General features: G+C 72.7%; 17 protein-coding genes. 7 read left to right on the top strand and 10 right to left on the bottom strand.

What is annotated here, in order from left to right:
- Position 1: 1 nt before the first annotated feature.
- The 3 genes from E4622_RS10860 to E4622_RS10870 all read right to left on the bottom strand — a co-directional run bounded on the left by E4622_RS10860 (position 2) and on the right by E4622_RS10870 (position 7,523).
- Positions 2–6,454: an Ig-like domain-containing protein gene (locus E4622_RS10860; RefSeq protein ID WP_167736048.1), complete on the bottom strand. Its 6,453-nt coding sequence runs from the start codon at positions 6,452–6,454 to the stop codon at positions 2–4.
- Between the two features lie 149 nt (positions 6,455–6,603).
- On the bottom strand, positions 6,604–6,939 hold the full coding sequence (locus E4622_RS10865; RefSeq protein ID WP_134740199.1) for a sterol carrier family protein: 336 nt from the start codon (positions 6,937–6,939) through the stop codon (positions 6,604–6,606).
- Entirely contained in the window at positions 6,939–7,523 is a 585-nt protein-coding gene (locus tag E4622_RS10870; protein WP_134740200.1) for a helix-turn-helix domain-containing protein, read from the bottom strand. Before E4622_RS10870 ends, E4622_RS10865 begins: the two co-directional genes overlap by 1 nt.
- Positions 7,524–7,590: 67 nt before the next feature.
- On the opposite strand from E4622_RS10870, the gene E4622_RS10875 reads away from it, so the two are divergent.
- Entirely contained in the window at positions 7,591–8,862 is a 1,272-nt protein-coding gene (locus E4622_RS10875) for an MFS transporter (protein ID WP_134740201.1), read from the top strand.
- A 29-nt stretch (positions 8,863–8,891) separates the two neighbouring features.
- On the opposite strand, the gene E4622_RS10880 is transcribed toward E4622_RS10875, so the two are convergent.
- Positions 8,892–9,635: an SDR family oxidoreductase gene (locus tag E4622_RS10880; RefSeq protein WP_134740202.1), complete on the bottom strand. Its 744-nt coding sequence runs from the start codon at positions 9,633–9,635 to the stop codon at positions 8,892–8,894.
- Positions 9,636–9,945: 310 nt separating this feature from the next.
- Here E4622_RS10880 and E4622_RS10885 point away from each other — a divergent pair, with 310 nt between their 5' ends.
- Positions 9,946–13,458, top strand: a complete 3,513-nt coding sequence (locus E4622_RS10885; RefSeq protein WP_209021872.1) for a leucine-rich repeat domain-containing protein — start codon at positions 9,946–9,948, stop codon at positions 13,456–13,458.
- A 75-nt stretch (positions 13,459–13,533) separates the two neighbouring features.
- Entirely contained in the window at positions 13,534–16,341 is a 2,808-nt protein-coding gene (locus E4622_RS10890; protein WP_134740204.1) for a hypothetical protein, read from the top strand.
- Between the two features lie 17 nt (positions 16,342–16,358).
- On the opposite strand, the gene E4622_RS10895 is transcribed toward E4622_RS10890, so the two are convergent.
- Positions 16,359–17,306 carry a YafY family protein gene (locus E4622_RS10895; RefSeq protein WP_134740205.1) on the bottom strand — a complete coding sequence of 316 codons (948 nt, stop codon included), beginning with the start codon at positions 17,304–17,306 and terminating at the stop codon, positions 16,359–16,361.
- 62 nt (positions 17,307–17,368) lie between these two features.
- On the opposite strand from E4622_RS10895, the gene E4622_RS10900 reads away from it, so the two are divergent.
- The 3 genes from E4622_RS10900 to E4622_RS10910 are packed head-to-tail and all read left to right on the top strand — an operon-like array spanning position 17,369 to position 19,921.
- Positions 17,369–18,367 (top strand): ATP-binding cassette domain-containing protein, encoded by a 999-nt coding sequence (locus E4622_RS10900; protein WP_134740206.1) that lies wholly within the window; start codon positions 17,369–17,371, stop codon positions 18,365–18,367.
- Positions 18,364–19,164, top strand: coding sequence for an ABC transporter permease (locus E4622_RS10905; protein ID WP_134740207.1), 801 nt, complete (start codon positions 18,364–18,366; stop codon positions 19,162–19,164). Before E4622_RS10900 ends, E4622_RS10905 begins: the two co-directional genes overlap by 4 nt.
- A gap of 40 nt (positions 19,165–19,204) precedes the next feature.
- Positions 19,205–19,921: a hypothetical protein gene (locus E4622_RS10910; protein WP_134740208.1), complete on the top strand. Its 717-nt coding sequence runs from the start codon at positions 19,205–19,207 to the stop codon at positions 19,919–19,921.
- A gap of 15 nt (positions 19,922–19,936) precedes the next feature.
- Here E4622_RS10910 and E4622_RS10915 read toward each other — a convergent pair whose 3' ends face one another.
- The 4 genes from E4622_RS10915 to E4622_RS10930 are packed head-to-tail and all read right to left on the bottom strand — an operon-like array spanning position 19,937 to position 24,436.
- Positions 19,937–20,761: an alpha/beta hydrolase gene (locus tag E4622_RS10915; protein ID WP_134740209.1), complete on the bottom strand. Its 825-nt coding sequence runs from the start codon at positions 20,759–20,761 to the stop codon at positions 19,937–19,939.
- Entirely contained in the window at positions 20,761–21,186 is a 426-nt protein-coding gene (gene arfB / locus E4622_RS10920) for an alternative ribosome rescue aminoacyl-tRNA hydrolase ArfB (protein ID WP_134740210.1), read from the bottom strand. Before arfB ends, E4622_RS10915 begins: the two co-directional genes overlap by 1 nt.
- Positions 21,179–23,449, bottom strand: a complete 2,271-nt coding sequence (gene purL, locus E4622_RS10925) for a phosphoribosylformylglycinamidine synthase subunit PurL (RefSeq protein WP_134740211.1) — start codon at positions 23,447–23,449, stop codon at positions 21,179–21,181. The genes arfB and purL overlap by 8 nt, the downstream gene beginning before the upstream one ends.
- A 9-nt stretch (positions 23,450–23,458) precedes the next feature.
- A complete protein-coding gene (locus tag E4622_RS10930) occupies positions 23,459–24,436 on the bottom strand; it encodes a helix-turn-helix domain-containing protein (RefSeq protein ID WP_134740212.1) in 978 nt (325 codons plus the stop codon).
- A gap of 91 nt (positions 24,437–24,527) precedes the next feature.
- On the opposite strand from E4622_RS10930, the gene E4622_RS10935 reads away from it, so the two are divergent.
- Positions 24,528–25,475 carry an EamA family transporter gene (locus E4622_RS10935; RefSeq protein ID WP_167736049.1) on the top strand — a complete coding sequence of 316 codons (948 nt, stop codon included), beginning with the start codon at positions 24,528–24,530 and terminating at the stop codon, positions 25,473–25,475.
- On the opposite strand, the gene E4622_RS10940 is transcribed toward E4622_RS10935, so the two are convergent.
- Entirely contained in the window at positions 25,468–26,277 is an 810-nt protein-coding gene (locus tag E4622_RS10940; protein ID WP_134740214.1) for an alpha/beta hydrolase, read from the bottom strand. The genes E4622_RS10935 and E4622_RS10940 overlap by 8 nt on opposite strands.
- Positions 26,278–26,304 lie beyond the last annotated feature (27 nt).

The following is a 26,304-nucleotide window of genomic DNA, read 5'->3' on the forward strand; positions in this document are numbered from 1 at the left end:
GTCATGGGGATGGCAGCGTCGGGAGGGCGCAGGCACCGGCCTGCGCGTCGGGCGTCCCGTCGTAGCTCTGGACGGTGGGCTCCCCCGCGTTGCGGCCCTGAACGTACGTCGCGAGGTCGGCCGCCTCGCCGTCGAAGCCCGGCAGGAGCAGCTGGGTGTCGAAGCGCTGCGAGAGGGCGAGGTCCGGCGCGACGTCGCCGACCGGCCCGGTGCCCGCGCCGACGAAGGAGTTCTCGAGCGCCCCGGGACCCCCGATGTCGGCGCACACGACGGCGTCGTCGGTGCCGAGCGAGCCCGCACCGACGAAGATCCCCTCCCAGAACTCGCTGCGAGAGGGCGCGCTGACCACGTTGCCGGTGAGCGTGACGGCGACGTCGGCCGTGCCGCCGCTGCCGTCCAGGGCCTGCACGAGGATGCCCTCCTGCGCGAAGGCGCGGATCGTGTTGCGGCGGGCCGCGAACCGCGAGTCCCCGTCGCCCGCCGCCCGCAGCACCAGCCCGGCGCCCTGCGCCGAGCCGGAGGACGGCGTCAGGTCGCCGATGCGGTTGTCCGTCACGGTGGCGTCGAGTCGGGCCGACTCCGTGGAGCCGGCGAGCGGGCTGACGACGACGGCGCTGCCCAGGGTCCCGGAGATGTCGTTGTCGCTGATGAGCGCCCGCGTCTGCGCCCCGGCGGTGGGCGTGAGGACGATGCCCGGCTGGCCGGACAGGGCGCTGGCGTTGCCCCCGGTCACGGTGTTGCCGGAGAAGACCAGGTTCATCGTCGGGCTGCCGCTGGTGTTGCCCAGCAGGAAGCCGGCGTCCCGGTTGGCGGCGAAGGTGCTGGAGGTGACGGTGACGTCGACCCTCGCCCCACCGTCGGGCCGCACCTCCAGGCCGTGCGCGCCGCGCGATGGCGAGGTGCTCGAGAAGGTGGACCCGGAGACCGTCAGGACGGTCGTGCCCGCGACGCCGTTGGCGACCCGCGCGTTGCTCTCGGCGGAACCGGTCACCACCGTGTCGGTGACGGCCACGGCGCCGGTGACGTCGACGTAGTCCAGGCCCCGGTCGGAGACGGCATCACCGTTGCCGGACACGAGCACGCGCACGAGCGACAGCCCGGCCACGCCCGTCGCGCGGATCCCGTCGTCGGCGCCGGAGACCACCCGCGTGCGGCCGAGGCTCACCCCGCCGGGCACGTCGCTGAGCCACACGCCGGGTCCCGTGGACCCCTGGATCGTGCCGCCCGTGCAGGTGGGGGCGGCGACCGTGCACGCGCCGCCGTCACCGGCGACGACGAGGCCCCCGCCCGCGTTGGTGGTGGAGCCGAGCACGATGCCGCTCGAGGCACCGTCGGAGGAGACGCTGCGGAAGGTGAGGTCGTCGTCGTGGATCGTCACGCCGGTGACCCGGAGCGCCGTGCCGGACCCGGTGCGCACGGTGTTGGCGCTCCCGGTGACGGCCAGCGCACCGCCGCCGGTGGCGGTGAGGGCGTCGGCGGTGCCGGTCGAGAGGCTGAGGCCGCCGTCGAACCGCACCGTCGCGCCCGCGTTGTCGGTCAGCGCGATCCCCTGGCCCGAGCCCTGGCCGCCGTCCGCGAGGGGGCCGTTGAAGTCCTTGACGCCGCCCGAGGTGTGACGCACGCGGACGAGCCGGCCGGTCTGGTCGGTGACCCTGCCGTCGAAGGTGACCTGCCCCGAGCCACCGTCGAGGTCCACGTCGACGTCGGCGGCGTCGCTGATGACGCTCTGCGGGCCCGCGGTGAAGCTGCCGGCGCCCAGCCCGGTCAGGCTGATCCCATCGGAGGCGCTGCCGGTGGAGTCCACGTCGTCGAGGTCCAGGCTGACCACCGTCGTGCCGGAGACGTCGACGGCCGGGCCGCCGGTGGCGGAGACGTCGTCGACGCCGGGCGCCGCGACGGTGACCGAGCCGGCGTCGGTCAGGCTCAGCGCCGCCGTCGTCCCGGACGTCGTCGTGAGGTCGAGGTCGGTGCCCACGCCGTCGCCGAGCACGATGCTGCCGGTCGTCGAGCTCAGCCGCACCCCGCCGGTCCCCGCGCCTGCTGCCACGAGCTCGTCGACGTGGCTGGTGCCGAGCGAGGTGCCGGACGCGTCGAGCGCGGGAGCACCCGTGGAGGACAGGGTCACGACGCTGGTGTCACCGGCGAGGTCGACGGTGCCGGCGCCGACGAGCCGCACGCCCGTGGCTGCGGTGTCCACGACCAGGTCGGCCACGGTCCAGGAGCCGCTGGTCCCGTCGAGCTCGAGGCCGGGCTGGCTGCCGAGCACCCCGGCGTCGACGATGCGGACGTCGTCGATCGTCCCGCCGGCGTCACCGCCGCCCCCCGCGATGCCGCCGCCGCCGCGCGGGTCCACCTCGAGCCCGGTCACGGTGTTGCCCGACGCGAGCGAGACCACGTCCGCGTCGTAGTCGGTGAGCGTGGGGCGCGCGCCCGGGAGACCCGACCACAGCAGGTCGTTGCCCACGACGAGGTCGCCGGCCTGGCCCACGAGGCGCTGACCGTCCTTGAGGTCGAACCCGGCGCCGTAGCCGTTGGACGTGCCGTCGCCGGCGAAGACGAACACGGTCTGGCCCGCCGACGAGGCGGCCTCGGCCTGGGCCAGGTTGACGAACGGCTGCGACGACGTGCCGCCGCCGTCGCCGGCCCTGTTGGAGACGTACCAGACGCAGCCGGTGACCGAGATGGTCACGCGCCCGGTGTCCGTGCCGGCCGTCGGCGAGGAGGCGTCGCTGACCGTGTAGTCGAAGAAGTCGGTGTGGTCCTGGCAGCTCGCCCCGGGCGCCGGCACGAACGTGAAGTCGCCGTCGCTCTCGAGCACGACGGTGCCGCCGTCGTCGCTCTCCAGGGTGCCGGCGACCACCGCGAGGGGGCCGGGGCCGTCCTGGTCGGCGTCGCCGGCCAGGATCGCGCCGCTGATCGACTTCTGGGGGCCGGCGAGTGCCGGCGCCGCGTCGAGCGGGTCGTTGACCACCAGCGCGGTGTTGCCGACCGCGGACAGGGCGCCGGTGAAGGTCTCGTCGTCGGCCACGGGGGCGTCGTTGACGCAGGTCACCGTCATCGAGACCGTCGCGGTGGCGGCGCCGACGCCGACGCCGACAAGGGTGTAGTCGAAGGAGTCCTCGCCGCAGTGGTCGGCGTCCGGGACGTAGGTCAGGCCGGTGCCGCCACCGGTCACGACGACGGCGCCGTGGGCGGGGTCGGTCGCGGACGCGATCGCCAGCGGGTCGTCGGGATCGCGGTCGTTGGCCAGGACGTCGACCACGCTCACCCCGGCGTCCTCGAGCAGCGTGTCGGCGTCGTCGACCGCGACCGGGGCGTCATCGACCGCGAGCACCTCGACCTCGATCGAGTCCGACGGGGCGAAGCCGTCCGCGGTCAGGGTGAACGTCACGGTACGCGTCGCGGTCGCGGGGTCGTCGCTGGCGTTCGCGTAGGTCACCGCGGCCAGCGCGGCGGCGTACTCCGCGGCGTCGCCCGGGCCGGCCAGCGCGACGGCACCGGCGGGTCCCGTCGTCCGGACGATGCCGTCCTCGAGGTCGTTGTCGACCCAGCCCAGGACGTCCTGCTCCGCGGCGAGGCCGTCGGTGATCTCCGCCTGGGCGCCGATCAGCGCCAGACCGTCGGGGTTCACGACGGCCAGGTCGCCGTCCACGACCACCGGCTGGCCGTTCTCGACATAGGTGGTGGGACCGTCGGAGGCGTGGATCGAGACCGGGTCCGCCACGCAGTCGACCGCGACGCTCACCGTCGCGGTCGAGCCGCCGACGAGGGTGTAGGTGAAGGTGTCGGGCCCTTCGGCGGACCCCGAGCTGCAGTAGCCGTCGTCCGGCTCGTAGGTCAGCCCCTCACCGCCGTCGACGACCAGCACCTCGCCGTGGCTCGCCTGCGTCACCGACGCGATGGCCCGGGGACCGCCGTCGACGTCGGTGTCGTTGCTGAGCACGTAGAGGGGGACCGGTCCCGCGTCCTCGCCCAGCGCGGCCGCGTCGTCGACCGCCACCGGCGCGTCGTCCACGCAGCTCACGGCCACGCGCACGATCGCCGTCGAGCCACCGTCGAGGGTGTAGGTGAACGAGTCCGACGGGAGGCCGAGCGGGGTGTTGCAGTAGTCGGGGGCCGGGGCGTAGGTCAGGCCGCTGCCGCCGCCGGTGACCAGCGCGGTCCCGTGGTCTGGCTGCGTCACCGACGCGATGACCCGGGGGCCGCCGTCCGTGTCCGTGTCGTTGGTGAGCACGTCGATGGCGCCGGGTGCGGCGTCCTCGTCGAGGCTCGCGTCGTCGTCGACCGCCACCGGCGCGTCGTCGACGCACGTCACGGTGACCGTCACGGTCGCGGTCGAGCCGCCGACGAGGGTGTAGGTGAGGGCGTCGGTCCCGCAGAAGTGCACGTCCGGCGTGTACGTCAGCCAGCCACCGCCCCCCATGACCGCGACGGTGCCGTGCTCACCCTGCGTCACCGAGCCCACCGAGACTGACTCGTCGTCGACGTCGGTGTCGTTGGCCAGGACGTCGACCGACGTCGCCGGGTCGTTCTCCGTCAACGTCACGGCGTCGTCCACCGCCACCGGGGCGTCGTCGACGCAGGTCACCGTCACGCTGACGGTCGCGGTCGCGCCCCGGTTGAGCGTGTAGGTGAAGTCGTCGGTCCCGCAGTGGTCCTTCCCCGACGCGTACGTCAGGCCACTGCCGTCCCCCGTGACCACCACGGTGCCGTGGCCGGGCTGGCTCACCGAGGCGACCCGCAGCGGGCCGCCGTCGGCGTCGACGTCGTTGGCCAGGACGTCGACCGGCGTCGCCGGGTCGTCCTCGGTCATCGTGACCGCGTCGTCGACGGCGACCGGCGCCTCGTCGCAGCCGACCGTCACGGACACGGTGGCGGTCGAGCCGCCGTTGAGCTCGTAGGTGAACACCGCGGGCCCGCACGTGGCATCGGGCGGCGTGAAGCGCACCGCCGTGCCTGCGGCGATCACCTCCACGGCGCCGCGCTCCGGCTGGGTGGTCGAGACCACGGCGAGCCGGCCGCCGTCCTTGTCGGTGTCGTTGGCCAGCACGTCCACGGTGACGGCCGCGGCGCCCTGGAGGACGCCGGCGGTGTCGTCGACCGCGACGGGTGCGTCGTCCACGCAGGTCACGGTGACCTCCACGGTGGCCGTCGAGCCGCCGGGGGTCAGCGTGTAGCTGAAGGTGTCCGGCTCGGTGTCGTCGCAGTAGTCGCCGTCGGGGGCGTAGGTCAGACCGCCGCCGTCGCCGGCGACGACGACGGTGCCGTGCTCGGGCTGGGTGGCGGAGCCGATCGTGAGCGGGTCGTCGTCGGCATCGTCGTCGTTGGCCAGCACCACGATCGCGGTCGCCGGGGCGTCCTCGTCCAGCTCGGCGACGTCGTCGCGGGCGGTGGGCGGGTCCTCGACGCAGGTGACGTCGACGCGCACGCGCCCGACGTCGCTGCCGCCGCGGCCGTCGGAGACGGTGTAGTCGAAGCCGGCGGCGGCCGGCTCGCACGACTGCGCGGTCGGCGTGAACGCGATCGAGCCCCCGACCAGCGCGACCGCACCGCCCACGGCGTTCCCGACCGAGAGCAGGGTGAGGGGGTCGCCGTCGGCGTCGGTGTCGTTGGCGAGGGGGCTGCCGGGACCGGAGACCGGCAGCGTCAGCGTCTCGTCCTCGTCGGCGCCGACGGTGTCGTCGACGGCGACCGGGGCTGCGTTCTCGACCACGTCACGCACCGTGACGGTGAGGACCCTGTCCAGCCGCAGGCCCGTGGAGTCCGTGGTCCGGACCCGGACCGAGAGCCGGGCGTCGCTCTCGAAGTCGGGGACGGAGCGGGTGCGCAGCGTCCGGCCCACCACGCTGAAGGCGGCGTTGTCGGTGCCGCCGGCTCCGCTCACCAGCTGGTAGCGGTGGGTGTCGCCGCGGTCGGCGTCCGTCGTGCTCAGGCTCCCCACGACCGTGCCCGGGGGCGAGCCCTCGGCGACCGTCGCCGGGCTCAGGGCCAGGCCGGTGGGGGGGCGCAGCTGGTTGGCCCGCTCGCAGTCCGCGCGGACACGGTCGCGGGGGTTGCCCGTCGCCTGGTCGGCGCCCGCGCCGCAGCTGACGGTGTCGCGAGTCGCGCTGCCGTCCCGCGCTGCGACGGTGTCGGCGCCGGGACCGCCGGCGATGGTGTCGTCGCCCGGCCCTCCGGTCAGGGTGTCGTTGCCGGGGCCACCGTCCAGCCGGTCGTCGCCCGGACCGCCGTCGAGCACGTCGTTGCCGCCCTTGCCGACGAGCCGGTCGTTCCCTCCGCGCCCGCAGATCACGTCGCGGTGCCGGGTGCCGCGCAGCACGTCGTTGCCCGGCGTGCCGGTGACCGTGCATCGCGGCGCGGCCTGCGCCGCCGCCGGCCCGGGCGCGACCGCGAGGGTGACCGCCACAAGGACCGCGCTCGCCAGCAGGGACCAGCAACGGCGGGGCCACGACACGCTCACAGTGCTCCTCGGTCACGCAAGAGGGATCGCCGAGCCGCGACGCACCACGGAGCAGGACCGAGACCGGGAGAGAGCTGGATCGGGGGGATCTGCACTCTGGCACACCTCACGCCGTGGCCGCAGCCGATCGGCGAAGGAGCCGCTCAGCCCAGCGGCAGGTACGGCGTGAGGTCGGCGCGCTGGCCGCTGGCACGGACGCGTCCTGCCGACTCCGCCTCCTGCCAGGTGAGCTCGCCCGTGGCGAGTGCGACCCACGTGGCGGCGTCCATCTCGACGACCGCCGGCGGCGTGCCCCGGGTGTGGCGCACGCCCGGGATCACCTGCACGGCGGCGTACGGCGGGACCCGCACCTCCACCGAGTGCCCGGGTGCCCGCTGCTCGAGCACCGCCATGAAGTGCTTGGTCAGCGCGCGGTGGTCGACCGCCTCGACGGCGGCGGCGAGCTCGTCGGGCGTGAGGACCCGCAGTCGGGGAGCCATCAGTCCTCCGGGAGGTCGGGGTAGGGCTGGAGCACGGAGTACAGCAGGTAGGTGCGGCGGTCCGGCCCGCCGCCACCGGCGGCGTCGGCGCGGGTCCGCGCCGCCCACTGCTCCACGACCTCGCGCAGCGCCTCGCTGAGCTCGCGCGCCTCGTCCTTGGTGAGCTTGACGCTGTGCTCGCTGGTGGAGCGGTAACTGTCCGGGTCCGGCCGCGGGGCCAGCGCGCTGTCGACGACGTGGTGGGCCCAGCCCTGGGCGGACCGCCGGAACACGCCGGCCGCGGCCTTGCCACCGGGCGCGGCCTCGATGGCGCCGAGGTTGACGTCCAGCTCGCCGTCGCCGGACAGGCGCCACACCCGGTCGCGCCGATCGCGCGCCGCGCCGGCGTCCTCCTCGATCAGCCCGTACTTGGCCAGCTGGCGCAGGTGGAAGCTCGCGCGGTTGGCGGGGATGCCGAGCTCGCGGGCGATGTCGGCGGCGCGCAGCGGGCCGGCCGCGCCGAGCTCGCCGAGGATCCGGTTGCGGGTCGGGTGGGCGATCGCGCGCAGCACGATCGGGTCGTGCGCGGCTTGCTTCTCGGTCACCGCACCACCCTACCAAGATCCGCACCATCTATTGCGCAACATGTATTGCGCATGTAATGTTGCGGATATGACCGGCTTCCGCACGCTCGCCCGCAACCGCGACTTCACCGCCCTCTGGGTCGGCCAGACCGTCAGCGAGCTGGGCAGCCAGATCAGCATGTTCGTGTTCCCCCTCGTGGCCTACGCGACGACCGGCTCCGCCCTGCACGCGGCGGCCGCCGAGGCGCTGTTCCTCGGCGGCATGGCCGCGGCCCTGCTGCCTGCGGGCGTCCTCGCCGATCGGGTCGACCGGCGCCGGCTGATGCGCGGCGCCAGCGGCGCCGGCGTGCTGCTCTACACCTCGCTCGCCCTGGCGGGGGCTCTAGGGGCGCTGGCCCTCCCCCACCTGTTCGCGGTCGCGCTGCTCACGGGTGTGGCTGCCGGGGTGTTCTCGCCCTCGGAGATGGCGGCGGTGCGCGCGGTCGTGCCGCGCGAGGACCTCCCGACCGCGCTCTCGCAGATCCAGGCACGCCAGCACGTCGCCGGCCTCGTCGGGGCCCCGGTGGGCGGTCTGCTCTACGCGATGACGCGGTGGCTGCCGTTCGCGGTCGACGCGGCGAGCTTCGCCCTGGCCTGGGTGCTGCTCGGCCGGATCGAGGCCGACCTCACCCCGCCGGCGTACGACGGTCCGCGGCGGCGCGTGCTCCTCGACCTGCGGGAAGGGGTCGTCTTCATCGCCCGCCACCCGTTCTTCCGGGTCCTCACGGCGTGGGCCGCGCTCTCCAACCTGGTGGTCAACGCCCTGTTCTTCCTGGCGGTGCTGCGCCTGATCCAGGGCGACTTCGAGCCGGTCGCGATCGCGCTGGTCTCCACCGCCGGCGGCGCCTGCGGCATCCTCGGCGCCCTCGCGGCCCCGTGGCTCATCGAGCGCATGCCGACGGGTCGCCTCACCGTGCTGGTCGCCTGGAGCTTCGTGCCGCTCAGCGTCCCGATGATCTTCGTCAACCACCCGGTCGTCGTGGCCGTCGCCATGTCCGTCGGCATCTTCCTCAACCCGGCGGGCAACGCCGGCATCCAGTCCTACCGGCTCTCGATCACCCCGCCGGAGCTGCTCGGCCGGACCCAGTCGGCGTCCCAGTTCGTCTCGATGGCGGCGATGCCGCTTGCTCCCGTGGTCGCCGGGCTGACCCTGTCGCTGTGGGGCGGCGCGGCCGCCACCGCCGCCATCGCGGGACTGTGCGTCCTCGTGGCGCTCGTGCCGACCTCGAGCCGCCCCGTGCGCTCGGTGCCGAAGCCCTCGGAGTGGGCGACCGCGTCGCCCGCACCGAGCCAGCCCAGGACCGCGTCGTTCGCCGCTTGACCGGGGACGTCCCCTCGGCCCCGGGCAGCTCACCGCCCCCGAGACGGCTCGCCGCCGGGCAGCTCGACGATGGTGCCGCCGACGCCCTCGCGGAGCAGGCCGACCACGGTGGTGGCGACCAGCTCCGGCGCGACCAGCGGCAGCAGCCCCTCCCGCTCCGACTCGTGGAGCGCCTCCCACTGGGCGACCGCCCGGTCCAGGCCCACCCAGCCGGGCACCACGCAGGTGACGCGGGCACGGCGCTCGCCGGCCATGGCGGTCGTGAACCGCACCAGCGCGGCCTTCGTGGCGGCGTACTCGGGTGAGCCGTAGGCCTCGTGACCGAGAGCGGCGCTGGAGGACACGTTGACCACCGCGCCCGGCTCGTCGCTGCGTCCGCCGCGGTGCGCGAGATCGTCGAGGAACAGCTGGGTCAGCAGCATCGGCGCCCGGAGGTTCAGGGCCAGCGTGCGACCCCACGCGGCGGAGGACGCCGCTGGGTACTGCTCTCCCGACGTCCAGCCGCCGGCGTTGTTGACGAGCAGGTCTGCACCGCCGAGGTCACGGGCGCGGGCGGCGACCAGCCGTACGGCGTCGTCCTCGGCGAGGTCGGCCTGGAGCGACCACGCCTTGACCCGGCAGAGCTCCAGCTGGGCCACCGCGTCCTCGGCGGCGGCGAGGTCGCGGTCGACCACGAGCACCGAGGCCCCCACACGAGCAAGCCGCAGCGCGACCTCGCGGCCGAGGCCGGAGCCGGCCCCGGTCACGACAGCAAGGCGCCAGCGCAGGTGCATGTGACGACCCTAGTGAGCGCGGCCCCCGGTCGCCCGCCGCTCACGATCGGGGTGCCGGCTGGCTCATTTCGCCGTGTTGCCTCCTGCTGGCCGGGTAAGAGGGCTCCTACGTTCACCGGGGAACGGTCGTCTCTTGAACGCGTCGCATGGTCTCGGAGGCATACGTCGTTCCCGGTCCGCGCGCTTGCTTCGCCGCGGTTAGGCACCCACACGACAGAGGAAGACCATCCTGATGAACAGCGCTCATTCCGCACGCCGAGGGTCGAGAACGATCCTCCGCGCGTTACTGGCAGTGCTTCTTGCGGCAGCCGTGGCCCTGGTCGGGCAGACCGCCATGCCGCAGGCGGCACAGGCAGCCGACGGCGACACCGTGAACATCCCCGACCCCGAGCTCAAGCGTTGGCTGAACTACGGGATCGACCCGACGCGACCCCCGGGCCGGGACATCACCGAGGCCGACGCGCTGAAGGTGACAGCTCTCTACGCCGGTCCGAGCCAGGTCGACGAGATGGGCAGCATCAGCGACCTGACCGGGTTGGAGGCGTTCACCAACGTCACGACGCTCTACCTGCCCACCGAGTTCAACACGCATCCCGGCTATTTCAAGGACCTGACGCCGCTGAGCGCTTTGACGCAGCTGCAGAGCCTGTCATTGCAGTACACACGAGTCTCGGACGTCTCCCCGCTCTCCACGCTCACTGCCCTGACCTCGCTCACCCTCAGCAACAACCAGATCGCCGATCTCAGCGGCCTGCCGGTCATGCCGGACGCGAACGACGTGAACCTCAGAGGCAACCGGATCGTCGACCCGTCGGCGATCGTGGGCAAGATCGACCCGACCAGGGCGACGCGGCTGGATCTCGCCGGCAACCGCATCTCCGACGCGTCCCTGCTCGCGCCGATCGGCGCCGCGGGTGTGACCTCGGTGGACGTGAGCAGCAACCGGATCGCCGATCTCAGCCCGTTCCAGAGCTGGAGCGTGACGCCGAGGACCTACTCACAGAACATCTTCGTCGGCTCGTACGGCGCGAACCTCACCGTGGCCCTCAAGGCGGCCTCGGCCACTGAGCCCATCGAGGTGAGTCCGGCCGCGGACGGCAACTACGACGTGGCCACGGGCACCCTGACAGTGGCAGACCCCACCCGGGAAGAGATCGACGTCTCGCCGTCCTGGAGAGTGCTGTTCTACACCGATCCCGAGGCGGCCGCTGTCGCGGACGCGCCCATCATCAGCGGCGGCGCGCAGGTCGGCGCCATCCTCACCACCACTGCGGGCTCCTGGTACACGGGCACGCCGACGTTGAGCTACCAGTGGCTCCGCGACGGTGTGCCGATCGACGGCGCGAGTGGCACCTACACCACCGAGTCCGCGTCGGGCTACGAGCTCACCATGGCCGATCTCGGCTCGAAGATCTCCGTGCGTCTCCACGCCCAGGGCACCGGCCAGCGCGGCACCTCAGCGCAGAGCGACGTCGTCGCTGCGAGTTGGGAGGCGGACGCCCCGGCGATCATCAGCGACATCGAGCTCCCCTTCTACGGGGCTTCGCAGTACCGTCAGTCGGCCGTGCTCGGTGACCCGACCAATCCCGGTCTGACCTTGTCGGTCGGAATGCTGGACGCCGACGGTGATCCGGTCAACCCCTCGCAGCTCGACGTCGCCGTGGCCAGCAGCGCACGCAACGTGATCGACGTCGGCGGGATCGACATCGCCGGAACCGGAACCGACCGGGCGGTCACGCTGACGCCCAAGACCAAGGGGAACTCGACCCTCACCTTCGCCGTCACCGGCCCCCATGGCAAGACCGCGAAGTTCACGCTGCTCTACTACGTCTCCGGTGCCACCACGCCGACGAGCCGCGTGCTGCAGGGCACCGCCGAGGCGTCCACGGCGATCAGCGCCGGGGACGGGCACCTGTTCGTCTCTGAGGAGGATCGGGGCGGAGCGGTCGGACTGTATGACAGTCGGAAGTCGGCTCTGCCACTGAGGTTGCTCAGCCTGACGGGGAACAAGCCGAGCATCGAGTCGTCGGCACGCATCGACGACACGGTGTTCTGGCTCGGCTCCCACAGCAATGTGGCGTCCGGTGGGCTCGATGCCACCCGACAGACCATCGTCCGGACCGAGGTCAGTGGTGTGGGGGCCGACGCCAAGCTGGAGGCCTCGGGCACCCCGTACCGGAACCTGCGCACCGACCTGGTGGCGTGGGACCAGGCGAACGGCAACCGCTTCGGCTTCGCTGCCGGCACCGCCTCCGGCAAGCGGCCGACCGTGCTCGACGGCTTCTCCATCGAGGGGTCCGAGTTCTCGCCCGATGGCAGCGAGCTGTGGCTCGGCTTCCGGGCGCCGATCGTTCCGGCGGCGCTCGACGGCAAGGCGCTCATCGTTCCGGTGGAGAACATCACGGAGCTGAACGAGGGCACGGGCGCCACGGCCGAGTTCGGCGAGCCGATCCTGCTCGACCTCGGCGGCCACACGATCCGCGAGATCCGCAAGAACGACCTGGGCGAGTACCTGATCCTCAGTGCGACCGCGGGTAGCGACTCGCTGAACACCGAGAGTGCTCTCTGGTACTGGAAGGGCGACCCGTCGGTGCGCCCGGCGAAGCTGACCACTCAGGTCCCCCTCGACGTCGAGCCCGGCTTCAACGTCGCTCCGGGCATCTGGGAGGCCATCGGCGAGCTCCCGGGCAAGCTTGCGCCCGGGCAGAAGATCGACCTGATGCTCGACCAGGGCGACGACCGGCTCTACGCGAGCGGTATCAACCTGAACAAGGACGACCAGTACGCCAACACCCGGAAGTCGCGCATCGACAGCTTCGTGCTCGACGGGGCCGTCGACGTGCTCAGCGAGATCGATGGTCCGGACGAGTTCCCGGAGCAGGCAGCGAACACCATCGGTGCGGCGCAGGAGATCACGGTGACGGCCACCGGCTCGAACCCGCTCATCGTCGACCGTCTTCGCATCACTGACGAGGACAACGTGTCAGGCGATGAGTTCTTGATCAGTCGCGACCAGCTCACGGGGACCACCCTGGAGCCAGGAGAGTCGGCGACTGTGCGGGTCCGCTACGCCCCGTCGCGCGTCAACGCCGAGTCCAACGCCACGCTGGTCGTCCAGAGCAATGTGGACGGTCGCGAGAGCACCTTCGCGCTGGTCGGCACCTCCGGTGAGCTGCCGAGCGGCGAGGACGGGGAGGACGGTGAAGACGGCGAGGACGGTGAAGACGGTCAGGACGGCAGGTCCGCTACGGCTGTCGATCTCTCGGCCTCCATCAGCGGTACGACGGCACGCTTGACGGCCTCGGTCACGCCGAACGTGCCGGGGACCGTCGACTTCGTCCGAGGTGGCACGAAGCTCGCCACGGTGACGCCGGTGAACGGCGAAGCGACTGCTTCGGTCACGCTTGCGAGAGGCTCGCACCGCATCCAGGCGGTGTTCACCCCGAGCGACCCCGAGGCGTTCCTCGGCTCGCGCTCCGGGTCGATCACGATCACCTCGATCGCGTCGACATCAGTGACGCCGCAGGTGAGCGCGAAGTCGGTCAGGGGCAAGGCACTCTCGATCCGGGTGTCCGCCCCGGGACTGGCCTCGGCCTACCTGAACCAGCGGGTGACGGTGAAGGTGACCGGCGTGGGGACCTTCAGAGCCACGCTGGGCAACGGCACCGTGACCCTGAAGCTCAGGGGCAAGAACGCGGCGAAGCTGAGGAAGGGCCAGAAGGTCACGGTCTCGGTCTCGGTGCCGAGCATCATCAAGACCGTGGGGTTCACCACCTACACCGTCCGCAAGGCGACGAAGACGGTCAAGGTGGCCATCCGCTAGCTGAGCACCTGCTCCCGAAGGGGCGCAGGTCCAGACCTGCGCCCCTTCGTCCTCCCCCACTGAACGGAAAGACCCATGAACTCCTCGTCCACGTCCTCGACACCCACGCAGAAGCGGCGGCCGCGATCTGCGGCCCGTGTAGGTCACGGCCTGACCGGCGCCCTCGGCATCGCCTTGGCCGCATCCGTGCTCAACGTCCCCGACTCTGCCGCTGCGGCCGACGAGGAAGCGCGGCTGCCCGTCATCCTCGCGCACTTCCCGCAGCCGGTGGGTGCCTCCGTCGACAGCTCCCACGCCATGTCGGGAGTGGTCGATGATCCGACCAACCCCGGGCTCGATCTGGTGGTCTCCCAGGTCGGCGCTGACGGAGCGACGCCGGTGGATCCCGATCAGCTCGTCGTGACGGCTGAGGTCGAGGCCAACGGCGCACGCTACCCGGCGTTCACCGCAAGTGACCAGGTATCGGTCAGCGGCGCTGGCAGCAACCGCCACGCCAGCTTCGACCCGGCTCAGCTGGGCAACTCGACGGTGGTGTTCACCGTCACCGGCGCCGGCGGCAAGACGGCCTCGTACTCGCTGGACTACTACGCCTCGGAGCAGGCGACGCCGACGAGTCGCTTCCTGCTGACCTCCAGCGACGCCTCGACCTCGATCGCCGCGGGTGACGGGCACCTCTTCGTGGCAGACGACGAGCACGAGCTGATCCGCCTGTACGACCCCGAGACCAGTGGCGTGCCGGTCGCTGAGTTCTCCGCGGGGACGGAGCTTGGTGGCGAGGTCGACTACGAGTCCTCCGCGCGCACGGGCAACTTGGTGTTCTGGCTCGGCTCGCTCGGCAACAGCCGCAAGGGTGAGGTCGAGCCCAGTCGTCACCAGGTCCTCCAGACCCGGATCAGCGGCAGCGGGGCCAACGCGAAGCTGACACCGGTCGGCATGTACGCGAACCTGCGCAACGACCTCGTCGACTGGGACCAGGCCAACGGCGACCGCTACGGTTTCGCCGCGGGCACAGCAGTGGGGAAGACCCCCAACGGGCCCGACGCGTTCAACGCCGAGGCCGCCGAGTTCGCCCCCAACGGAACCACCCTCTACCTCGGGTTCCGCACACCGCTCGTCGGCGGCAAGGCCGGGGGCGACGCGCTCATCGTCCCGGTGACGAACATCGTCCAGCTGACCGGCGGCTCCGCCACGAAGGCGAAGTTCGGCCCGCCGATCGAGCTCGACCTCGGCGGTCACAGCATCCGCGAGATCCGTAGGAACAAGGCCAATGAGTACCTGATCCTGTCCGCAGACACGACGGTCAACGACGCCTTCCCCGTGACTGAGGCACAGCGTCAGAAGCTCTGGTACTGGAACGGAGATCCGAAGTCGACGCCGCAGCAGCTCTCGACCGAGCTGCCGCAGGAGCTGAACCCCACTGGCGCGTCCGTCGGCCAGTGGGAGGGCATCGGAGAGGTCCCGGACAACCTGGCCGCCGGCCAGCAGATCCGGCTCCTCATGGATCAGGGCTACGTCGCGCTGTACCAGCCCAGCTACCAAGCGGAATGGGTGGAGCGCTATCCCCTCTACACCGACTTCCAGGCGGCGTTCCTGGAAGGCCAGCAGAAGGACATCCTGCAGTCCCGGCTGCGCAAGTCCCGCACCGACCTGGTGACCCTGCCAGGAGGTCTCGGCGTCAGCGCCACGGCGAGTGGCCCGCTCGCCTTCGCGGAGCAGAAACCGGGCGCGACCTCCGAGCCCCAGCAGGTGACCCTCGTGAACACGGGGATGAAGCCGCTGGCTGTCGGTGCCATCTCGGTGACCGACACGGATGGCGTCGCCGCCGATGACTTCGAGATCGATGGGACGACCGCAGGCAACACCACCGTTGCCGTCGGTCAGAGCTACACCGTGGTGGTGCGCTTCGTCCCGAAGCGGCCCAGGGCCGCCTCCTCGGCAGAGCTCGTCATCGCGAGCAACGTCGAAGGCGGTCAGACACGCGTCGCGCTGACCGGCAGCTCCTCGGTGGCGCAGTTCGCCCAGACGCCGGCACCGGTGATCGACACGGCCTCGCCGAAGGTCGGCGACCGCCTGACCGCGAGCGTTCCCGACTGGGCGCCGGCAGCGGCGTTCACCTACCAGTGGCTGCGTGCCGGCGAGCCGATCGCGGGCGCGACCGACGTGTCCTACCTGGCGGGCGTCGAGGACATCGGTCATCGTCTCGCAGTGCGGGTCACGGGGACCGCGGACCGCTATGCGCCCACCTCGGCGGTCTCCACCACGACCGAGGCTGTGGTCGCGAATCCGGTCGCGACGTCGACGAGGCTGCAGGTCTCCGGATCCGGGACGAAGCGCACGCTCTCGGCCACCGTCACGGAGGGCTTCCCCGGCAAGATCAGCTTCCTGACCGGAGGACGGACACTGGCTGTGGCCGACGTGGATCCGTCGACCGGCGCTGCCACCTCGGCCATGGTGTTCACTCCCGGCTCCAGCCCCTCACTGACGGCGGTGTTCACCCCGCAGGACACTCGGCTGGCATCGGGATCCACGTCGGCAGCCGTGAGGGTGTCGATCGCCAAGACCATCAAGTCAGCCATAGCGGCAGTCGCCGTCAAGGCCGTCGAGGGCAAGAGGCTGACGGTCTCCTTGTCGGTCCCGGGAGTCTCGAAGCAGCTGCTCGACACGAGGCTCAAGATCGTGGTCACCGGACTCGAGGGGGTGAGGTCGACCAGGACGATCACGATCAGGAACGGCCGGCCGGTGACGTTCGCGCTGGGCAGCAAGGCAAAGGTCGGCGCCCGGGCTCGCGTCACCGTCACCCTTCCTGCCTCGACCTTCTCGTCCTCCACCACGACCTACACGGTGAAGCAGCGGGTGAAGAAGACCTCGGTCCGGGTCAAGTAGGCGGCGACGAGCCTTGCCTAGACCAAGGCCCGCGCGAACGTTTCCGCGACCCGCGCCACCATCTCGACCAGCTCGTCGGGCGACTCGACGGTGAACTCAGCACCGAGCTGGGCCAGCACCATGACCGGCCAGTGCAGGTCGTCGACGCTCATCGTGAGCACGCACCCCCCGTCGTACGGCGTGACCTCGCCCCAGCGGGCGACGACGCGCGCGACCTCCTCGGCGTCGGCCGCGACGCGTACCCGCACGTCGTAGCGCTGGGGGATCCGGCGGATCCCGGCCTGCACGAACGCGAGCGCGTCCCCGCCCGGCAGCTCGCGCGGGCGGTAGCGCTGGCCGGTCGCGCGCGGCGCCTCGATGCGGTCGACGCGGAAGGAGCGCCAGTCCTGGCGGTCGCGGTCGTAGGCGACGAGGTACCAGCGGCGGCCGAGCGAGACCAGCCGGTGCGGCTCGACCCAGCGCTCGGTGGGCTCGGCGTCGCGGGCGGTGTAGGTGAAGTGGAGCGGCTCGTCGTCGCGACAGGCCTGCGCGAGCGCGGTGAGGATGGCCGGGTCGACCGCGGAGGGCGCTCCCCACACCAGGTTGTCCGTCTGCGAGCGCAGCGCGTCCATCTGGCGGCGCAGCCGCGGCGGCATCAGCGCGATCACCTTGGTCAGGGCCTGCACCGAGGTCTCCTCGATGCCCGACACGGAGCCGTGCGCCGCCTGCTGCAGGCCGACCGCGATCGCGACCGCCTCCTCGTCCTCGAGCAGCAACGGCGGCAGGGACCCGCCCGCGCGGAGCTGGTAGCCGCCGGCCACGCCGCGCACCGCGTCGACGGCGTACCCCAGGTCGCGCAGGCGTTCGATGTCGCGCCGCAGCGTGCGGCCGCTGACCTCGAGGCGGTCGGCGAGCTCGCCGCCGGGCCAGTAGCGGTGCGTCTGCAGCAGCGAGAGCAGCCGCAGCATCCGGGCGCTGGTGGACATGTCCCCAGACTAGGTCCGATTGCGGACGGAAACTGTCCTGATGGCTTCCTAGCGTCGTCCCCATGACCACCACACCCACCCCCGTGATCCGGACGCGCGGCCTCACCCGCCACTTCACGCGTCACCACCAGACCGTCGAGGCCGTGCGCGGCCTCGACCTCGAGGTCGCCGACGGCGAGCTCGTCGCGTTCCTCGGCCCCAACGGCGCCGGCAAGTCCACGACGCTGCGCATGCTGACCACGCTCATCCCGCCCACGTCGGGGACCGCCGAGGTCGCCGGCCACGACGTGGTGCGCGAGCACCGCGACGTACGCCGCTCCATCGGGTACGTCGGTCAGGGCAACGCCGCCGGCCACCAGCAGCGCGGCCGCGACGAGGTCGTGAGCCAGGCCCGCTCCTTCGGGCTGGGCCGGGCCGCGGCCGCCGCCCGGGCCGACGAGCTGCTCGAGGCCTTCGACCTGACCGAGCACGCGATGCGCCCGGTCTCGACCCTCTCCGGTGGGCAGCGACGCCGCCTGGACGTCGCCATCGGGCTGGTGCACGCGCCGCGACTGATGTTCCTCGACGAGCCGTCCACCGGCCTGGACCCGCAGAACCGCGTCAACCTGCAGGAGCAGGTGCAGCGGCTCAACCGCGAGGTCGGCACGACGATCGTGATGACCACCCACTACCTCGAGGAGGCCGACGCGATCGCCGACCGGGTGATCGTCATCGACCACGGCCTGGTCATCGCCGACGACACCGCCTCACGGCTCAAGTCCGCCCTCGGCGACCTGGTCTCGCTGGGCTTCGGGTCCGCGGCCGACGCCGCCGCCGGTGCTGCGCGCGCCGAGCGCGTAAACGGCGCCTCGGTCGAGCTGCGCGGCAGCGACCTCGTGATCCGCGTCGCCCACGGCCGCGACCTCGCCCCCGGCCTGGTCGCCGACCTGGCCGCGGCCGGCACGCCCGCGACCCGCCTGGAGGTCGCCGGGCCGACGCTCGACGACGTCTTCCTCGACCTCACCGGCCGCAGCCTGCGCGAGACCGGCGCCGACACCACCACCGAAGGAGCAGCAGCATGACCACCCTCACCCGGACCCCGGTCCAGCCCTCCGCCCCCGAGGCGCCGTCGGCCCCGGGCTTCGTCGCCGACACCTGGAACGTCATGGTCCGCGAGCTGCGGCCCGTCTTCCGCGAGCCCGCCTCCGTGCTGTTCGCGATGGTGCAGCCGCTGGTCTTCCTCGGCCTCTTCGCGCCCCTGCTGCCCGACGTGGGCGACGGCTCGGCGCTGCAGTGGTTCGTCCCCGGGATCGTCGCCATGACCGCGCTGATGGGCGCCAGCTTCACCGGCGCCAGCCTCATGCAGGAGATCACCAGCGGCTCCCACGAGCGGCTGCTGGTCTCGCCGCTGAGCCGGTCCTCGCTGCTGGTCGGGCGGGCCCTGAAGGAGGTCGTGCCGATGCTGATGCAGACCGTGATCATCGTGGCCGTCGTGACGCCGTTCAGCTTCGAGCTGCACCCGCTCGGCATCCTGGTCGGCGCGGCGGTCCTGTCGCTGTTCAGCATCGGCATCGGGTCGCTGTCCTTCGCCCTGGCGCTGGCTGCCAAGGACCAGGACTGGATGTTCTGGACGGTCCAGCAGACCCTGATCTTCCCGCTGCTGCTGCTCGCGGGCGTGCTGCTCCCGCTCGAGGGTGCCCCGCGGTGGCTTCAGGTCGCCTCCGACCTCAACCCGCTGACGTACGTCGTCGAGGCCGAGCGCGCCCTCTTCGCCGGCGACCTCCCCGCCGACACCGTCGCCTACGGGTTCCTCGCCGCCGCCCTCACCGCCGCTCTCGGCCTGGTCGTCGGGCTCAAGGCGATGCGCGGCTCCAGCTGAGGCGACGCCGGTCCCGCCGACGGCGTCTAGGCTGCGTCCCGTGACCCGGGACCTGCACGAGCCGCTGGAGGCGGGGCCGGTGCGGAGCACCGTGACCCGGCTGCAGGACCGGATCGCGGCGCGGTTCCCCGAGCGGGGGCTGCGCAAGGTGGCCGGCGACCTGCTGCTGATCATCGACGAGGTGGAGTCCGGCGCCGGCGAGGCGCAGGGCCGCATCCGCACGGCGCGGCTCGTCTCGCGGGCGCTGATGGCGACGATCCTCGCCGGCACCGTGGTCGCGCTCGTGCTCGCGGTCCGCGACACCCTGCGCTTCGACGGCGTCTTCGACAGCTCGCTCGAGGTGCTGCCGCTGATCGAGACGGTCATCAACGACCTGGTCTTCGCCGGCATCGCGGTGTTCTTCCTGTGGAGCTTCCCCGAGCGGCTGCAGCGCGGGCGCGTCCTGGCGCTGCTCCACCAGCTCCGCTCGACCGCCCACATCATCGACATGCACCAGCTCACCAAGGACCCCGAGCAGCTGCGGCCCTCGTTCGTCCCGACCCCGGCCAGCCAGCCGGCCGACATGACGCGCGACGAGATGGAGCGCTACCTCGACTACTGCTCGGAGATGCTCAGCCTCGTGGGCAAGACGGCCGCCCTGTGCGCGGAGGAGTCGCGCGACGCGGTCGTGCTGGACACGGTCAACTCCATCGAGGACCTCACGACCGGGATGTCGCGCAAGATCTGGCAGAAGATCTCGACCCTGCCGCCGGCCTGAGCCCCCACCCGCGGCTCAGCCGAGGGTGTCGAGGATCTCCAGCGTCTTCGTCCATGCGTCGGACTCGGGGTCGATGACGACGAAGTGGTCGCCGTCGACCTCCACGAGCTCGGCCTCCCCGCCGGCTTCCCGCGCCGCCTCGACGTACGCCGCGGACTGGCTCGGGGGCACGATGTCGTCGTCGCGGCCGTGCACGCACCACACCGGGACCTCCAGCGGGAGCTGCTGCTGCGGGTCGTACGGCGCATCGGCCGCGGTCGGCGCGTGCCCCAGGAACGCCTCGACCGCTCCGCCCCCCAGCCCGTCGGCCTGGGCAGCCCGGAGGTCGAGCACACCGGCCTGCGAGACCACGGCCGTCACCGGCACCCGGTCGGGCCAGCCACCGTCGCGGCCGCGACCGGCCGCCCACGCCGCGAGGTGACCGCCCGCGGAGTGGCCGAGGGCGACCACGGTCCCCAGGTCGAGGTCCAGCTCGGCGAGCTTGTCGATGCCGGCCGAGACGTCGTCGAAGGTCTCCGGCGTGCCACCGCCGTTGCCCAGCCGGCGGTACTCCAGGTTCCACGCGGCCCAGCCCGCCGCCTGCAGGCTCGTGGCCAGCGGCTGTCCGAGCGTGCGGTCGTACTGCCCTTGCCAGAAGCCGCCGTGGATGACCACGACGACGCCGCGGGGCCGCCCGCCCGGCAGGTAGAGCTCGCCGAACTGGCTGGGGTCGTTGCCGTAGTCCACCCGGCCGTCGCGGGGTCCGTCGCTCGTGGTCACCGGCTCATCCTCCCCGCAGCCGGACAGCAGCGCACCCAGCACCCCGACCACGGGGGCGCCCAGGAGGAGACGTCGGCTCATCACTCGAAGCGCCCCTGTCGGCCCTTCTTGATGTCACCGCGGCGCTTCTTCGCACCGAGCCGGCGCTCCTTGGACCCGCGGGTGGGGCGGGTCGCCCGCCGCTCCGGCGACGGCGGGAGCGCGGCGTCGCGCAGCAGGGAGGCCAGGCGCTCGCGCGCCGCGCGGCGGTTGGCCAGCTGGGTGCGGTGCTCGCTGGCCGCGATCGTGACGACCCCGTCGACGAGCCGGGGAGCCAGGCGGGCCAGCATCCGCTCCTGCAGGTAGGCCGGCACCGACGGCGAGGACGCCAGGTCGAAGGAGAGCTCGACGCGGGTGTCCGCGGTGTTCACGCCCTGCCCGCCGGGACCCGAGGAGCGCGAGAAGCGCTCGGACAGCTCGGCCGCCGGGATGACCAGCGACCGGGAGACGACGAGGTCGTCAGCCAAGGGCGGCCGGCAGCGTGGCCGTCCACGCCGAGCGGATCTCGCCCAGCGGGAGGTCGAACTGCCCGTCGACGACCAGCGCGTCACCGCCGGTGACGCCGAGGTCGGTGACGGGGACGCCGTGGCGCGCGGCGAGCGCGGTGAGATCGTCGGCACGGTCGGCGGCGACGGTGACGACGACGCGGCCGGCCGACTCCGCGAACAGCGCGAGGAACGCGTCGCCCGGCAGCGAGACGGTCGCGCCGATGTCGCGCTGGAGGGCGGCCTCGACCAGCGTCTGCGCCAGCCCGCCGTCGGAGACGTCGTGGGCGCTGGTCAGCAGGCCGACACCCTCGTGGAGCAGCTCGGCGAGCGCCTTCTCCCGCGCCAGGTCGACCCGTGGCGGCAGGCCGCCCAGGTGGCCGTGGACGACGTGCGCCCACTCCGAGCCCGACAGCTCCTCGCGGGTGTCGCCGAGCAGGAGGATCCGCTCACCGGCGGCCGCGAAGGCCGACGGCGTGCGCCGGGTGACGTCCTGGATGACGCCGAGCACGGCGACCACCGGCGTCGGGAGGATCGCGGTCTCGCCCGTCTGGTTGTAGAGGCTGACGTTGCCGCCCGTGACCGGGATGCCGAGCTCGAGGCAGGCGTCCTTGAGGCCACGACAGGCCTCCGCGAACTGCCACATCACCGCGGGGTCCTCGGGCGAGCCGAAGTTGAGGCAGTCGGAGATCGCCAGCGGGACCGCGCCGCCGGTGGCGACGTTGCGGTAGGACTCCGCGAGCGCCAGCTGCGCGCCGGTGTAGGGGTCGAGCCGCGCGAAGCGGCCGTTGCAGTCGGTGGAGACCGCGACGCCGAGGTTGGTCTCCTCGTCGATGCGGATCATGCCGCTGTCGCTGGGCTGGGCGAGCACCGTGTTGCCGCGGACGTAGCGGTCGTACTGGTCGGTGATCCACGACTTGTCGCAGAGGTTGGGCGAGGCCACCAGCCGCAGGACGGTCGCAGCCAGCTCGTCGCCGGTGCTCGGACGCGGCAGTGCCTCGGCGGTGTCGGCCTGCAGCACGTCCTGGGAGTCGGGCCGCGCGAACGGCCGGTGGTAGGTCGGCCCGTCGTGGGCGACCGAGCGGGGCGGGACGTCGACGACGCGCTCGCCGTGCCAGTCGATCTGCAGGCGGCCGGTGTCGGTCACCTCGCCCACGACGGTCGCGTCGACCTCCCACTTGGCGCAGATCGCCAGGAACGCCGCGACGTCGTCGGGCTCGACGACGGCCATCATCCGCTCCTGCGACTCGCTCATGAGGATCTCCTCGGGAGCGAGCGTGGAGTCGCGCAGCGGGACGGTGTCGAGGTCGACGTGCATGCCACCGTCGCCGGCGCTGGCCAGCTCGGAGGTCGCACAGGACAGCCCGGCGCCGCCGAGGTCCTGGATGCCGGCGACCAGGCCGGCCGCGAAGATCTCGAGCGTGCACTCGATGAGCAGCTTCTCCATGAAGGGGTCGCCGACCTGGACGCTGGGCCGCTTGGCCGGGCCGGTGTCCTCGAAGGTCTCCGAGGCCAGGATGCTGACGCCGCCGATGCCGTCGCCGCCGGTCTTGGCGCCGTAGAGGATCACCTGGTTGCCCACACCGGAGGCCTTGGCGAGGTGCAGGTCCTCGTGGCGCAGCACGCCGACGCACAGCGCGTTGACGAGCGGGTTGCCGAGGTAGGTCTCGTCGAAGACGGCCTCGCCGCCGATGTTGGGCAGGCCCAGCATGTTGCCGTAGCCGCCGACGCCCGCGACGATCCCGGGCAGCACGCGGTGGGTGTCGTCGGCGTCGAGCGGGCCGAAGCGCAGCGGGTCCATGACGGCGACCGGGCGCGCGCCCATCGCGAGGATGTCGCGGACGATGCCGCCGACGCCGGTCGCGGCACCCTGGTAGGGCTCGACGTACGACGGGTGGTTGTGCGACTCGACCTTGAACGTCACGGCGTAGCCCTGGCCGACGTCGATCACGCCGGCGTTCTCGCCGATGCCGGCCAGCATCCGCCCCGCCGGGGTCACCTGCGGGATCTCGCTGAACTGCTTGAGGTGCACCTTGGAGCTCTTGTAGGAGCAGTGCTCGCTCCACATGACGGAGTACATCGCGAGCTCGGCGCTCGTGGGGCGGCGCCCGAGGATCTCGCGGATCTCCTGGTACTCGTCGGCCTTGAGGCCCAGGTCCGCCCAGGGCTGGTCGCGGGCCGGGTCCTCGGCGGCGACCGAGACGGTGTCGAGCGTGGCGCGGGTCTCGGGACGGGTCTCGGTCACGGCGTCAATCTACCGGCGCTCCCGGCCGCCCGCCGATTCGCCAGGCGCCCCGAGACGGAAGGTCCGGCGGTAGGTCTCCGGAGGCACGCCGGCCGCGCGCGAGAAGTGCCGGCGCAGCGTGGCGGCGGTGCCCATCCCCGACCGGGAGGCGACGAGCTCGACGCTGTCGTCGGTGGACTCGAGCAGCTCCTCGGCGCGACGGACCCGCTGCGCGTGGAGCCACTGCAGGGGCGTCGTGCCGGCGTTGTCGTGGAAGCGCCGTACCAGGGTGCGCGGGCTCACGCCGGCCTCGCGGGCGAGGTCGGTGACGGTGATCGGCTGGTCGAGGCGGGCCAGCGCCCACGCCATCGTGTCGGCGACCGCGTCGTCGCCGCAGCTCGACACCGGCGTGCTGATGAACTGCGCCTGCCCTCCCGCCCGGTGCGGCGGCACGACCAGCCGGCGGGCGAGCTCGTTGGCGACCGCGCTGCCGTGGTCGGAGCGCACGAGGTGCAGGCAGAGGTCGAGCGCGGCCGCCGTGCCCGCGGAGGTGAGGATCCGGCCCTCCTCGATGTAGAGGACGTCGGCGTCCACCTCGACGTCGGGGTACGTCGCGGCGAGCAGGTCCGCCCACATCCAGTGCGTCGTGGCCCGCCGCCCGTCCAGCAGCCCCGCGGCCGCGAGCACGAAGGCGCCGGAGCAGGCGGAGGCGACCCGGGCGCCTCGGTCGTAGGCGGCGCGCACCGCCTCGACCAGGTCGGCCGGCGGCGGCCGGTGGACGTCGCGGGACGCCGGCACGATCACCGTGTCGGCCCGGGCGAGCTCGTCGAGACCGTGCGTCGTGGCGACGTCGAACCACCCGCCGAACCGGGTCCCCGCCGGGGCGCAGACGCGGAAGTCGTACCAGGGGTCCACGAGGTCGGGCCGCTCCCGGTCGAAGACCTCGCAGGCCGCGGCGACCTCGAAGACCGGGACGCCGTCCGTGACCGCCAGGGCTACGGTGTGCATGGCCGAAAGTGTACGCATCGTGTCACTTCTGCCACTCGTGGCCGAGCCTCGCGGCCGCGAGGCTGGTGCTCCCACCACCGGAAGTCCCGCCATGACTCAAACCGCCTCGCCGCTCCGCCCCCTCGCCTCCTCGCCCGGATGGCTGCCGTGGACCTCGCTCCTCGTCGTCTACGTCGTCTGGGGCTCGACCTACCTCGCGATCGCGATCGGTGTGGAGACCGTCCCGCCCCTGCTGCTCGCCGGGACCCGCTACCTGGTGGCCGGCGCCCTGATGTACGCCGTCGTCTCGCGCCGTCGCGGGCCGGCCGCGCCTGCGGCGGGGCCGGACGCGCCCCGACGAGTGCGGCAGTGGGCCGCGGCGGCCGTGGTCGGCGTGATGACGCTGAGCATCGGCAACGGCGGCGTCAGCGTCGCGGAGCAGTCGGTGCCCTCCGGTGTCGCCGCGCTCCTGGTCGCGACCGTGCCGCTGTGGATGATCGTCGCCGACCGGGTCCTCAACGGACGCCACGTGGGAGCGGTCCGCGGGGCGGCCCTGGCCGTGGGGCTCGTGGGCGTCGCCGTCCTGGTCCACCCCGGCGGGGGCGGGGTCGGCTCGACGTCGGGACTGGTGATCCTCCTGGTGGGCAGCGCCAGCTGGGGGTTCGGCTCGGTGGTCTCCGGGCGCCTGTCGTTGCCGGCCGACCCACTGCACAGCGCCGCCCTGCAGATGCTGACCGGGGGAGCCGCGCTGCTGGCCGCGGCGGTCGTCACCGGCGAGCTCGGCGACCTGGACGCGGGACACGTGAGCCTGCGGTCGCTGCTCGCCCTCGCCTACCTGGTGGGCCCGGGCTCCCTGCTGGCGCTCACGGCGTACGTCGTGGCGCTGCGGACGCTGCCGACGACCACGGTCGCGACCTATGCCTACGTCAACCCGGTGGTGGCCGTCGTGCTGGGCGCGCTGGTGCTCAGCGAGCCGGTGACGGCACACCTGCTGGTGGGTGCGGCGATCGTGACGCTCGGCGTCGCGGCCTCGCTGCTGGCGCGCCCGCGTCCTACGTGAGCGGACCGTCGCCCAGCGCGAACGCGGCGACCCTGCGACCGATGCCCGTCATGCGGCCGCTCGGGTCGAGCACCAGCTCCCACCCGTGGCCGGACGGTGCCCGGACGAAGGTGGCGTCGACGCGTCGGGCGAGCGCCACGGCGCGGTCGAGCTCGTCGGAGCTGCCGTCGTCGGGGGCTCGGACGACCATGCCGGGCAGCCGGACACGGTCCGCGAGATCGAGGAGCCACTCCCCCTCCCAGGCGCTGGGGCCCGAGATGTCCACCCAGGCATCCACCTCGGCCCCACCGGCCACGGCACGCACTGCCTGGGCGCCACCCATGGACGCCCCGACCACCACCACCCGGGTGACGCCCGCGGTCTTCCGCACGTGGTCGGCCGCGAGCGTGACCTGCTCGGCGATGGCGACGTCGCTGGGACAGTCGGACTCGCCGTAGCCACAGGGATCCACGGCGAGGGCGACGGCGCCGCGCCGGGCGAGCTCGGCGGCGTACGGCAGCCATCCGCACAGTCCGGGCGACCCGATCTGAGGGAGCAGGACCACGCCGGTGCGAGACGGGTGCGCGGGAGACGTGACGGCGGCGGCGACCAGGTGCCCCCCGGCCGCGGCCAGCTCGACGGCGGCGACCTCGGCGTCGCGGGGCAGCCGGTCGCCGCAACGCTCGTCGAGCCCGCTGGGTCCGGCCGGCGACGACGAGCGTGGCGCCGGCTCGGGTCGAGCCTCCGGCGCACCGCACGCGAGCAGGCACGTCGCCAGGGCGGTCAGGGCGAGGAGACCTGCCCGTGAGCCCCTCTGCGTCATCCGGTGAGCATAGGTCCGCGACACGCC

The sequence above is a fragment of the Nocardioides sp. 503 genome, assembly GCF_004522095.1.
In the GTDB taxonomy this organism is placed as follows: Bacteria; Actinomycetota; Actinomycetes; order Propionibacteriales; family Nocardioidaceae; genus Nocardioides.